Source organism: Pseudomonas sp. H1_A03 (assembly GCF_054685145.1).
Genome location: NZ_CP162829.1, coordinates 2011836 through 2023260, shown reverse-complemented (window position 1 = coordinate 2023260; position 11425 = coordinate 2011836). Strand labels below are relative to the sequence as shown.

Here is an 11425-nt window from a genome sequence, read left to right as displayed (position 1 = left end):
GACGATGAGCGGCGAAAAACTGTTTGGCGGTCCGGCCCGCAGCGTCAGCGGCAACAGCGATCACGATGGGCTGAAACTGGTGCTGCATCGCTACATCATCGACGCCATCGAGGAGTCGGGCAAAAACCTGCTCGAAGGCACGCGCCAGTCGCTGGCGCAATTTGTCATCGACAAGGTGTCGGAATACATCACGCGCATGCGCCTGGCGATTTCGCGCTATGAGATGGAGCGCCTGGCCGAAGAGATCGTCGACGAACTCACCGGTTTCGGCCCGCTGGAAGTGCTGTTGCGCGACCCGTCGGTCACCGAAATCCTGGTCAACGGGCCGCACCGGGTGTTTATCGAACGTGATGGCCTGCTGCACCAGAGTGACTTGCGCTTCATCGACGACCACCACGTGGAACGCGTGATGCAACGTATCCTCGCGCCGCTGGGCCGACGCCTGGATGAGTCCTCGCCGATGGTGGATGCACGCTTGCCCGACGGCAGCCGGGTGAACGCGATCATCCCGCCGATTGCCCTGGACGGCCCGTGCCTGTCGATTCGAAAGTTTCGCAAAGACATGCTCAAGAGCAGCGATCTGGTGGCCATGCAGACTATCGACCAGAGCATTTTCGAGTTCTTCCAGGAGGCCGTGGGCAGGCGCTGCAACATCCTGATCAGCGGCGGTACGGGTACCGGCAAGACCACCTTGCTGAATATCCTCAGTCAGTTGATCAACCCCCACGAGCGCTTGGTAACGATCGAAGACGTCGCCGAGCTGCAACTGGGCCACCCGCACGTGGTCCGCCTGGAAACCCGTCCGCCCAACGCTGAGGGACACGGTGAGGTCAGGTCCAGCGACCTGATCCGCAACGCTTTGCGGATGCGCCCGGACCGCATCATCCTCGGGGAAATCCGTGGTGTGGAAGTGCTCGACGTGATGACTGCGATGAACACCGGTCACGACGGCTCCATGAGCACGGTGCACGCCAACAATGCCCAGGATGCGTTGCTGCGCCTGGAAACCCTGGTGGGCCTGACCGGTCGCGTGATCGCGGAAAAAACCTTGCGCCAGATGATCTGCGCCGCACTGGACGTGATTATCCAACTGACGCGTATGCCCGATGGCCGTCGCTGCGTGAGCGAGGTGGTGGAGGTGGTCGGCGTGCGCGATGACGTGTATGTCACCAACACCCTGTTCCGCCTGGACCGGCGCACCGGCGTTGGTTTCTTGCGCGAAGCCCTCAACCCGGCCGGCGACAAACTGCGCCGCGAATCGGCCTTGCCACCCTAGGGAGCGCGTGATGACTGGACCGGTGTTGCTGCTTGTCTGCCTGCTGCTGATCGGCTTGTCGTTCTGGCAGCTTCAACATGCCCTGCGCAAGGCACAGACGGACCGCGTGTTGGAACGCCTCGGCGATGGCCAGCCCGAGGCCCAGGAACCGAGTACCAGATGGACCGGCCTTGAACGCATGTTCCTGCGCGCGGGGCTGGGCAAACCCACGGACCGTTTGGGCCTGTGGCTGAGCGCCTGGGTCATCGGCGCACTGCTGGGCTGGTTGCTCGCCGACGGGCTGGGCCTGATCGCCATGATCGTGGGGCCGCCCCTGGCATTGCGCATATTTATCAGCTGGCGTTATCAACAGCGCGTGCAGCGCATGGTCGAGCAATTGCCACAGTTGTTGGACCATAGCGTACGCAGCCTCAAATCCGGCAGAACCCTGGCAGACGCCGTACTGGGCGGGGTCGAGAGCGTTGAAAACCCACTGAAGGACGCCATGGGTCGCGTGCAACGCAATGTGCGCATGGGGATCAGTCTGCCGGATTCGGTCAGCGACTTCGCCGAGTTTTACGAACAGGACGAATTCCGCCTGTTTGCCCTTGGCTTGAAGGTCAACCATCGCTATGGCGGCAATGCCAGCGAATTGCTGGAAAACCTGATCAACATGATTCGCGAGCGGGAACAAGGCGCCCGTCAACTCAAAGCCATGACCGGCGAAACGCGCATGACGGCCTATGTGCTGGGCGGCCTGCCCGTGTTGATCGTGGGTTACTTCATGGTGGTCAACCCCGGCTATTTGATGACCATGTGGAACGACGGCACGGGGCGCATGATGCTGTTCACCGCGCTGGCAATGGACCTCGGCGGCACCTTTATCATGTGGCGCATGCTGAGGAGTGTCTGAGATGGCACTTTTGGCCTGCGCCTTGTTGTTGCTCGCCGCCGCGGTATTGGTGGGCGGCCAAGTGCTCGAGAATCGACGTCGCAGACGCCGGGTGGCTGAACGCTTGCAGGGGCGGATGAGCGGCGATGCAAGGATCGGCACGCTCATACGTCAATTGGGCGCGAGCACCCTGGCGCAGCGCTCGGTCAGCCTGGACAACGAGACGCAGATCCTGCTCAACCGGGTCGGCTGGCGCAAGGCTAGCCAGCGCTCGCTGTTTGCTGCCTTCCAGATTGGTTTGCCTATCGTGCTGCTGGGTCTGACGCTCATCGGCCAGCAACTGCTGTTTCCTCACGCAGAACCTGCATGGATTGCCCCGATGTTTGCGCTGGGCATCGGCTACCTGCTCCCAAAACGCGTGTTGGCTGCGGCGGCCAAACATCGCCAGCAGGCCATCGCCAAAGAAATCTCAACGTTCATTCCGCTGCTGCGCATCTTGTTCGAGTCGGGCATGGCGGTCGAGCAGTCGCTGCGGGTGCTGGGCAACGAAGCCGAACGCCTGCTACCCGCGCTTACCCATGAATTGCGGCTGATCCTGGCGCGTGTCGATTCCGGCCTGGAGCTGAGCGAAGAACTGGGCAAGACCGCGCGCTTGCTGGAAGTGGATGAGTTCACCGACACCTGCATCATCCTGCAGCAATTGATCCATCAGGGTGGCGGCGCGATGAAGTCCTTGCTGGCGCTCAAGCAGTTGCTCGACGACCGACGCCTGACTCGCCTGCAGGAGTACATCTCGAAGATGTCGGCAAAAATGTCAGTGGTGATGATGGTGTTTCTGTTCCCCGCGTTGCTGATCGTGCTCGGTGGCCCGGCGTTTATCGGCATCGCCAGCGCTTTGAATCACTTTTGAGGAGACGTTGATGAAAGTACTGATTGCCGGCGTGGCCCTGCTGATGCTCGGCGGCTGCGCCACCAACGGCCAATCACCCTGGGCCGCGATGACCTCATCCGGCAGTTGCGCCAAGCCGAGTTCAGACCAGGAATTGGCGCTCAACCTGTCGGACGACCTGGCCAACGAAGGCAAGCTGCACGCCAGCCTCGCCAACCTGCAAAGCCAGCCCGAGTCCTTGCCCCAGGTGCGCCAGCGCAAGGCCCGCAATTACCGCTTGCTGGGGCGCAGCGAGGCCGAGCCGTTGTACCGCAGTCTGCTCGGCACCTGCATGACCGCTGAAGGCGAACACGGCCTGGGGCAATTGGCCGCGGCCAAGGGCGACAACGACCAAGCGATGGCCCATATGCAACGAGCGGCGCGGCTGGCGCCCACGGACGAAAAGATCCGCAATGACTTGGGCGTGGTGTACCTCAACCAGTTGCGCCTGGAAGACGCTCGCTTTGAATTCATGACCGCCATCGAGCTCAAGCAGGGCGATCCTTTGGCCGCCGTCAACCTGGTGACGCTGTTGATCTATCAGGACGACTGGGGGCAAGCGGCGAAAGTGGTCAGCCAGTTGGGCCTGAACCCCGAGCAAGTCACCGTTGCCCAGGCACGCGCGGAAAAACTCAAGGGCTCCCGCGCGGCGACGCGCAAAGTAGCGGCGGTGAGCGATGCCCTGCCGGTGACCCTCAAGTAAGGAGTGATTGATGAAAGCACATTACCTTATTGGCCTGGCGCTGCTGCCGCTGAGCGCACTGGCTCTCGAACCTGGCCCGTCGTCCCCGCAACAAGCGGAGACGGAAAACTGGCTGGCCTTGCAGGTCAATGGTCGGGCCGCTTCGGCGACACCGCAAAGGACCACTCCCGCAGAACGGGAGCAAGCCTTTCAGCGCTGGCTGGACAGCAATAAGCATCCGATTCCGGAGTTCTTTGAATCGGAGTCGGGAGGGTCTTCCCAAGGCGGGAAGAGCCAGTGACACCCTAGTGGGCGGTGACCCGTTGGCGCATCGCCGAGTTATTCGGTGACAAGGCCAACGCCAGCTGGGTGCGGTTGTGCATGTGGGTGAGGCGCAGCACCTGGGACACGTACAGCTTGACGGTGTTCTCGGTGATCCCCAGCTCACAGGCAATCTGGTAGTTGGTCTGGCCCTTGCCCACCAGACGAGCCACATCGAGCTGGCGCGGTGACAGCTGGTTGAAGATGGTCGGAATCTCCACTGGTCCAGCCTCTTCGGCGACCGGCTCGCCATCGTCCACCAAGCCGGGGCTTGGGCTGCGGCGCACTTTATCGAGGTCCTGGTACAGGTCATTGATGGATTCGGAGAGGTATTGCAGCTTCTGGTTCAAGTGCCCCAGTTGCAGCTCTTTTTGCCGTTCTTCCAACGCCGCTTCCTGGCGTTGCAGGCCTTCGAGCAACTCATCGAGGTTGATCGGCTTCTGGTAGTAATCCGAGATTCCTGCGCGCAAGGCCTTGATCACGTCCTGCTTGTCGGCACGTCCGGTCAGCATGATCGCTTCGAACGCCCGCTGCTTGCCCGCCACCTTCTGCATGGCCTGCACCAGCTCGATGCCATCCATGTCCGGCATATGCAGGTCGCACAGGACCAAGCCGATGTCGGCATCCTCGCCGAAGCGTTGCAACGCATGCCGACTGGATTCACAAGGGACGCAGCGGTAACCACTGCCTTCAAGAAATTCGCAGAGCTCTTCCACGATCATCGGCTGATCGTCGACCACGAGCACTTTCACCGCTGAGGTAAGCTTGTTCACGCGCCACTCCATGCCTGGAAAGCCAAAAGATTGATCGATCCCTTTTGACAAAAAATCCTATACATCCAGTTAATAAACGTAGACCTACTTTCCGACTCTGTACACCGCGATAGAGACCTCGTCAGCCTAATGGATCCAAAACCAATATAGTCCAAACCCAGTCAATACAAAGGGCGCAAAAGGCTGTTTTGTTGACGCTCCCGTAGCCGCACCTTGAAGAGGCGCGCTAAGCCTTTGACGGAAAAGCACCCAGCCACTTTGGAACAGCGCTGCGCCGATCAAAGACCACAATAAATAGTCCAGCGTACTGGCCAGCGCCAGGGCGGCCAGCAGCTTCACATCACCCGCGCCAAAGCGGCCCAGCGCATAGCCGGGCAAGGTCAGCAGCAGCGCCACGGCAAAGGCCCAGCCACCTTCGCCGGCGGGCGCTCCGAGCCAGGTGGTGCCCGTCCATAACAGGTAGAACAGCGCCAGCAGCGCCGCCCCCAGGGTCAAGCCGTTGGCGATTTGCCGTTGACGCATGTCCTGCCATGCACAGAGCCCCAACCAGAGCAGTATCACCACGCCATGGATCACGTAAAAAACATCCCTTTTTGCCGAATGATTCTATGCTGATATCAAGTAGTAGCCGTCAGGGTAGACGCAGTCATGAAAACAAGCCTCCCTAGAAAGCAAAAAGGTGCGGCGGCGATTGAGTTCGCGCTGGTCTTCGGGATCTTTTTTGCGGTGTTCTATGGATTGATCAGCTATAGCCTGCCAATGCTGTTAATGCAGTCGTTCAACCAGGCGGCAGCGGAGGCCGTACGCCAGGCCATGGCGGTGGACCCGGTAGCCGCGGGCACCGCTTATGGCACGCAGGTGACTGATCGCGCCAAAACCACGGCGATCCAGCAGTTGAACTGGATTCCACCCAGCTTCCAATTTACCGACGATTTAATCACCGCCGCCTACAACGGCACCACGCTGACTGTGACGATTAAATACCCCACCAGCCGTCTCTATTCAGTGTTTCCGACATTGGTAGTGCCGGGCATAGGCCCCGTGCCAAATCTGCCGGCCAACCTGACGGCCATGTCGAGTCTGCAGTTTTGACCTCGGGGGATAACCTCTTCGGGCGCCTGCTCGGCCGCACCAGCGCCACGCCGCTCGACACGCCCGCCGTACCCACGCCAGGGTTGCATCTGCAACTGGATCCCCAGGGCCACGTATTGAGCATCAGCGGCACTCTGCGGCCGCAGCTCGCGTCGCATGAGGTGGGCGAAACCCGACCACTGTTGCGTGACCTGTTGTGCGCCACCAGCGCGTTGAGCATTGAAGGCCGTCCGGAAGACTGGCAGCACCAGAACCTGGACCTGGACTTCCAGGGTGCTACCGGCCAGGTCCTGCACACTCGCGGCTGGATCGAAGCCGAGGGTGACGGCTGGAGCCTGCGCCTGCTGGACGTCGGCGACTTGCTGGCTGGCTCGCAACTGGCCCAACACCGTGAGCAGAATCATCAACTGGCCTGCCAGATAAGCAGCCAGTTGCGGGTGTGCAGCCTGGCCCGACTGCCCGAGGTGTTCAACGAGCACCTGCGGAGCGTGGCGCAGCGCTGGCGAATTCCCTGCCTCGCGCTGGCGTTGCTCGATGAAGAAGACCAGGACTGGCGGATCTACAGCCACTACGCCGCCCACGATGCCCCCGCCTTGTGGCGGACCGGCCAACACCTGGGCACCAGCCTCGACAGTGTGAGTGGCAACACGCCGTTGAGCCTGGCCCAGGAGCGTAGCGACAACCCACGCCTGCAGAGCATTTTCGGCAATGCCGATGGATTCCTGGTGCCCTACCGTGACAGCCAGGGCATCGCCGCGTGGTTACTCTGCGGCCTCTACAACGGCCAGCAACACGCCCGCGAACAGGACTGGCTGAACCTCACCGCCGCCCTCGCCGCCCCCTTGCTGAGCCGCTTGCGCGAGCAACGCTATCATCAACAGCTCGACCGCATGGAAGCCCTGCAAGGCCTGCTCGGCACCGGCTGGTGGGAGCTGCTGCCGGCTACCCAGGAAATCCAGCTCGCCCCGCAGTTGCTGCACAGCCTCAGCCCGGAGGACGGCCCCACCCACCAACCGCTGGGCCTGTGGCTGGAGCTGATCCACCCCGCCGACCGCCAGGAACTCAACAGCCGCTTGCACGATCTGCAGGCACTGGGCAAACCGCTGCTGACCAGCGTACGCCTGCAACGCACCGACGCCGAGCACAACCCCCTCTGGTACCGCGTACAGGGCCAGGTGCTGGGCATGGGCGATGACCGCCGCTGGGTCGGCTTCATGCTCGACATCAGCGACATAAAGAACCAACAACTGCAAGCCGCCGCCGCCCATGCGCGCCTGGACAACCTCATCGCCAGTTCACCGGCCGTGATCTATGTGCAGCGCTATGTCAGCGGCGCCCTGCACCCGGCGTTCTTCAGCGATAGCCTGCTGCCGCTGCTGGGCTGGACGTTGGCCGAGTGTAACCACGACAGCCTGGCGTCGCTGATTCACCCCGAAGACCGTGACCTGTACTTCGAACGCACCCGCCAACTGTTGCGCGAAGGCGCAGTGCGCAGCCGCTACCGCCTGCGCGACAAACAAGGCCAATACCATTGGCTGCTCGATGAAGCCAAATTACTGCGCGATGACCTAGGATTGCCGCTGGAAGCCGTCGGGCTGTGGCTGGACGTCACCGAGACAACCCAGGCTGCCGAGCAGATCAAACAAAGCGAAGAGCGCTATCGCATCCTCGTCGAAGACTCCCCGGCAATGATCTGCCGCTACCGCCCGGACCTGACCCTGACCTTTGGCAACACGCCGCTGGCCAATTACCTGGAATGCTTGCCCGCACAGCTGCCGGGGCAGAACCTGGGGCACTGGCTGTCGGAAGAACAGCGCCAGGCCTTTGTGCAACGTATCGGCCAATTAAGCGCGGAATTTCCGGTCAGCACCGCCGAAATCAGCCTGGAATTGCCCGGCCGCGAACACGCCTGGTGGGTATGGTCAGACCGTGGCGTGTTCGATGAACAGGGCACGCTGGTGGAAGTGCAAGCGGTGGGCCGCGACAACACCGAAGTGCGCCGCTCCCAGCAGCAACTGACCCAGAGCGCAAAGATGGCCACCCTTGGCGAAATGGCCACGGGCCTGGCCCATGAGATCAACCAGCCGCTGAACGTGATGCGCATGGCGATCGTTAATGTGCTCAAGCGCCTGCGCACTGGCGATGCGCAAATCGACTACCTCACTGACAAGCTCCAGCGCATCGACACCCAGGTGCAGCGCGCGGCGCGGGTGGTGGACCATATGCGCGTGTTTGGCCGCCGCTCGGAAATCGAACAACAGCCCTTCGACCCGTCACAGGCGGTGGAAGGCACGCTGTCACTGCTCGGTGAAGGCTTGCGCGGCAAAGGTGTGGAGGTGCGCGTCACGCCAGCGGACGCTGCGATGCAGGTCAAAGGTTACGTCGACCAGCTTGAGCAGGTGCTGATCAACCTGGTGGTAAATGCCCGCGATGCGCTGTTGAGCAAACAGGAAAAGGACCCGGCGTTCCGCCCCTGGATCGCAGTGCATTGCGAGCACGACAGTCGGCATTTGCGGATCTGGGTGGAAGACAACGCTGGTGGCATTGACCCTCGGTTGCTGGAGCGGATTTTCGAGCCGTTCTTTACCACCAAGCCGATTGGCGTGGGCACGGGGTTGGGGTTGTCGGTGAGCTACGGGATTGTGGAAAACATGGGCGGACGGTTGAGCGTTGCCAATGGGGAGCACGGTGCGCGGTTTTGTGTGGAATTGCCGATCAGTTAGATCACCAAGTAGGCGCGGCCCATATGGCAACTGAGGTTGGCGCCGACTTCGGCGTTGCCAGCAGTGATGCCTAGTGCACTGAGCAACCCGTTCACGATCGGGTCCAGCACCGGCGACAAGACGTCTTTGACAGCAGTGATCAATGTGTTGGTGATGGTCGCGAGCAAACCCGAGACACTAGACAATGGGCCGCTCGTTGGATTCCCAGGAGGGGGAACGTATATCACCTGAATCCCGCCCAGCGTATTGACCAAGCTTTTAACTACATCTGAAGCAGGAACAACGGGTTGATAGGTGGGTGTCAGGTTCATTTCATTGACCGGTGAAAACGTAAGCTTCTGAGTACTGCCTCCAACCGTCGCGTGTACAACCGATAGCAATAAACTGCCCCCCAAACCGGCTTTACGTGGGGCACATCCAAAAATCCCTGCGCACGTCTGTACACCAATATCCACTAGAGCGACGGGCTGAACAGTGGCAGCCGCTGCCGAGGAGAATGCCTGCACCGGGTCAACCTTTCCGACTGACACGTCCGCCAGCGCTGTACTCGCCTGAACGGTCAGTGACTTCGTTGCATTGCTCGCGCAACTAAAGTCAGTGACATAGGCATTTGCACTGGCCATTTCGATGTTGATATCCAGGCCGCTAAGCAATTGCACATCCGTACGGTCACACGGTTTCAACACTAGACACAGAAGCGGATCCAGCATGCCCACAAGATTCAGGTGCAACAGGTTATTGACCACTCCTGTTACCGGGGTCGTCAACGCTGAAACCGCAGACGTCAACTGACTCAGTCCGTTGAGCACAGGAAGTTGAATAGACACCAACGTGCGGACTTGCGCCGTACGCACAAAAATCTGATCTGTCGGAGGGGTCTTCAACAAGCCCGCTTTGGCCTTTGCAGGGTTACCAATAGCCGACAGCTGGGGAGGTACGATCACTTTGGTTTGGACCGAAACGTTTCCTATCAAGGGAATATTCAACTGAGTTGCAGCACTCACCGCACTCTTGCTACTGGAAAGCTGCGCCACGGTCTGTAGGAGTTGAAACACCTGCACGCTGGTATTCAAGGCTGCGGCCGGTGTTCCAGTAGCGACCTTCAGCAGGTCTCCGACCTTCAACAGTTGTGTGTTGGGCGCGATTGCTTTCACTGAAATCACGTCGTTAATGATCGCCGTGGCCACCGAGCCATTTTTTTGCAGCACCTTTACCGCGGCGTCGATCAACTGGCTGGCGGATGCAGCGGTGTTGAGCAACGCATCGTAGTCACCTGCCTTGACATTCAATTGAATCGCCAGCTGATCCAAGTAGCTGAGTAGGTTCACGTTCGTCGTCAGCAAGCCGTTCCAGCCCGCAGCCGTCAGGGACAGGTTGCCGCCCAACAGATTGCCGATGAGCATGTTCAATAGAGGAGATTTGCTGGCGTCGACCGTTCCTAGGCCGCTGCGAATCGTCAACTGCGCCACCGGCGGCGCATACGCAGCCACGGCAGTGGCACTCAGGATCATCTGCGTGGATGTTGGCCCGCCGCTGAACATGCTCCAGATCCCGCCGGCAATGCTGGTCATCACGCTGCGCGTGGCCACCACTCGCACGGCATCGTTTTTGGTGGCGTCTGCGGTGAATACACGGATATTGCTGGCATTGGTGGTCAACGTTCCGCAGGTCACGGCCAGGCCACGGCTGTTGTCACCGGCGACCACGGTGAAGCCGTTGCGCGTGGCGTTTTCCTTGGCGTAGTCGTTGGCGGTGGTGGTGGGCGTGCACAGGCCGCCACGGCCGGCGGCTTCCAGGGCCGAGGTGTCGGCGATGGATTGCAATTTGCGCTTTTCCAGGTGGAGGCGGCCGCTGTCTACCGCGAGCAGCATGAACACCAGGGCCACTGCGAGGGTGCCCGCAGCCATCAGGCCAATCGCACCACGCTGACGGGAACCAAGTCGGGGAGACATCAGGCACTCCTTAGCGCTTACTCTCCTTAGTTGGTTTTGAGTGTAGACAAGGGCTGGCCAGTCGCCAGATGAATGATTGACAGAGACTTATTGGCTGACCGAGTTCCAATGTGGGAGCGGGCTTGCTCGCGAATGCGGTGGGTCAATCGGTACATGTGTGACTGACACACTGCATTCGCGAGCAAGCCCGCTCCCACACTGGATTTCCCACACTGAATCTGTGCTGGGTTTTAGTGGGGTGGGTAGCTGGAGAGGATTCGGGTGATCGTGGTGCGGATGGCGTTGTTGCGGTCCTGCGGGTTGGGCGAGCTGGCCATCATTTGTTCGTCGCTGCCGCGCCAGACCAGTTTGCCGTCTTTGCCGTCAAGCAGGTCGATCTGGAGGGTGGCGACTTTGTAGGTGATGTTGCGGGTTTCGTTGTACATCGGCGCGCCCCAATAGCCGTTCCATGGGCCGCCCCATGCACCACCATAATTGGTGGTGACTTGTTGCTGGCGGTCTTCGACGATCAGGTAGGCCTGTACACTCAAGTCGGCCTTGCTGCCCGGTGCCGCGGGGCGCAGGCCGCGTTGGTCGAGTTGTTCGCCCACTGCCTGACGGATGCGTTGTTCGGTGAGGTCGCTCTTGATACGTGGGTCATCCGGGCGATATTGCAGGGCCGGGTCTTTCCAGGCCCAACTGCGGTAGGCGCCGAAGTCCCGGCTGGCATCAAAATCGTGGTTGACCTGGCTGGTCTGGCAACCGCCCAGCAACATGACAACTGCGAGCAAAGCGATACGACAAAACATGGTTTTTCTCCAAAAAGCG

11 protein-coding genes are annotated in these 11425 nt (G+C 60.7%); 7 read left to right on the top strand and 4 right to left on the bottom strand.

Annotated elements, in window-relative coordinates; all coding sequences use genetic code 11:
* Positions 1 to 4: 4 nt before the first annotated feature.
* The 5 genes from AB4O35_RS09200 to AB4O35_RS09180 are packed head-to-tail and all read left to right on the top strand — an operon-like array spanning position 5 to position 4058.
* Positions 5 to 1276, top strand: a complete 1272-nt coding sequence (locus AB4O35_RS09200; protein ID WP_065874268.1) for a CpaF family protein — start codon at positions 5 to 7, stop codon at positions 1274 to 1276.
* A gap of 10 nt (positions 1277 to 1286) precedes the next feature.
* A complete protein-coding gene (locus AB4O35_RS09195) occupies positions 1287 to 2168 on the top strand; it encodes a type II secretion system F family protein (RefSeq protein ID WP_065874269.1) in 882 nt (293 codons plus the stop codon).
* Position 2169: 1 nt separating this feature from the next.
* Positions 2170 to 3057, top strand: a complete 888-nt coding sequence (locus AB4O35_RS09190; RefSeq protein ID WP_065874270.1) for a type II secretion system F family protein — start codon at positions 2170 to 2172, stop codon at positions 3055 to 3057.
* A 10-nt stretch (positions 3058 to 3067) separates the two neighbouring features.
* Positions 3068 to 3778 carry a tetratricopeptide repeat protein gene (locus AB4O35_RS09185; protein WP_065874271.1) on the top strand — a complete coding sequence of 237 codons (711 nt, stop codon included), beginning with the start codon at positions 3068 to 3070 and terminating at the stop codon, positions 3776 to 3778.
* Between the two features lie 10 nt (positions 3779 to 3788).
* A complete protein-coding gene (locus AB4O35_RS09180) occupies positions 3789 to 4058 on the top strand; it encodes a DUF3613 domain-containing protein (protein WP_065874272.1) in 270 nt (89 codons plus the stop codon).
* A gap of 4 nt (positions 4059 to 4062) precedes the next feature.
* Here AB4O35_RS09180 and AB4O35_RS09175 read toward each other — a convergent pair whose 3' ends face one another.
* Positions 4063 to 4851 carry a response regulator transcription factor gene (locus tag AB4O35_RS09175; protein WP_065889032.1) on the bottom strand — a complete coding sequence of 263 codons (789 nt, stop codon included), beginning with the start codon at positions 4849 to 4851 and terminating at the stop codon, positions 4063 to 4065.
* Between the two features lie 126 nt (positions 4852 to 4977).
* The gene (locus AB4O35_RS09170; protein WP_083207077.1) at positions 4978 to 5427 is read right to left on the bottom strand and encodes a prepilin peptidase; all 450 of its coding nucleotides are present in this window, start codon (positions 5425 to 5427) and stop codon (positions 4978 to 4980) included.
* Between the two features lie 72 nt (positions 5428 to 5499).
* On the opposite strand from AB4O35_RS09170, the gene AB4O35_RS09165 reads away from it, so the two are divergent.
* Positions 5500 to 5943 carry a TadE/TadG family type IV pilus assembly protein gene (locus AB4O35_RS09165; protein ID WP_065874274.1) on the top strand — a complete coding sequence of 148 codons (444 nt, stop codon included), beginning with the start codon at positions 5500 to 5502 and terminating at the stop codon, positions 5941 to 5943.
* Entirely contained in the window at positions 5940 to 8666 is a 2727-nt protein-coding gene (locus AB4O35_RS09160; RefSeq protein WP_065945521.1) for a PAS domain-containing sensor histidine kinase, read from the top strand. The genes AB4O35_RS09165 and AB4O35_RS09160 overlap by 4 nt, the downstream gene beginning before the upstream one ends.
* On the opposite strand, the gene AB4O35_RS09155 is transcribed toward AB4O35_RS09160, so the two are convergent.
* Positions 8663 to 10618 carry a pilus assembly protein TadG-related protein gene (locus AB4O35_RS09155; RefSeq protein ID WP_065879941.1) on the bottom strand — a complete coding sequence of 652 codons (1956 nt, stop codon included), beginning with the start codon at positions 10616 to 10618 and terminating at the stop codon, positions 8663 to 8665. The genes AB4O35_RS09160 and AB4O35_RS09155 overlap by 4 nt on opposite strands.
* Before the next feature lie 230 nt (positions 10619 to 10848).
* Positions 10849 to 11406 (bottom strand): DUF4136 domain-containing protein, encoded by a 558-nt coding sequence (locus tag AB4O35_RS09150; RefSeq protein ID WP_065874277.1) that lies wholly within the window; start codon positions 11404 to 11406, stop codon positions 10849 to 10851.
* Positions 11407 to 11425 lie beyond the last annotated feature (19 nt).

Coding starts and splice junctions, on each gene's coding strand:
- AB4O35_RS09185 (WP_065874271.1), top strand. CDS start 3,068: ATGAAAGTACTGATTGCCGGCGTGGCCCTGCTGATGCTCGGCGGCTGC.
- AB4O35_RS09200 (WP_065874268.1), top strand. CDS start 5: ATGAGCGGCGAAAAACTGTTTGGCGGTCCGGCCCGCAGCGTCAGCGGC.
- AB4O35_RS09150 (WP_065874277.1), bottom strand. CDS start 11,406: ATGTTTTGTCGTATCGCTTTGCTCGCAGTTGTCATGTTGCTGGGCGGT.
- AB4O35_RS09190 (WP_065874270.1), top strand. CDS start 2,170: ATGGCACTTTTGGCCTGCGCCTTGTTGTTGCTCGCCGCCGCGGTATTG.
- AB4O35_RS09180 (WP_065874272.1), top strand. CDS start 3,789: ATGAAAGCACATTACCTTATTGGCCTGGCGCTGCTGCCGCTGAGCGCA.
- AB4O35_RS09165 (WP_065874274.1), top strand. CDS start 5,500: ATGAAAACAAGCCTCCCTAGAAAGCAAAAAGGTGCGGCGGCGATTGAG.
- AB4O35_RS09195 (WP_065874269.1), top strand. CDS start 1,287: ATGACTGGACCGGTGTTGCTGCTTGTCTGCCTGCTGCTGATCGGCTTG.
- AB4O35_RS09155 (WP_065879941.1), bottom strand. CDS start 10,618: ATGTCTCCCCGACTTGGTTCCCGTCAGCGTGGTGCGATTGGCCTGATG.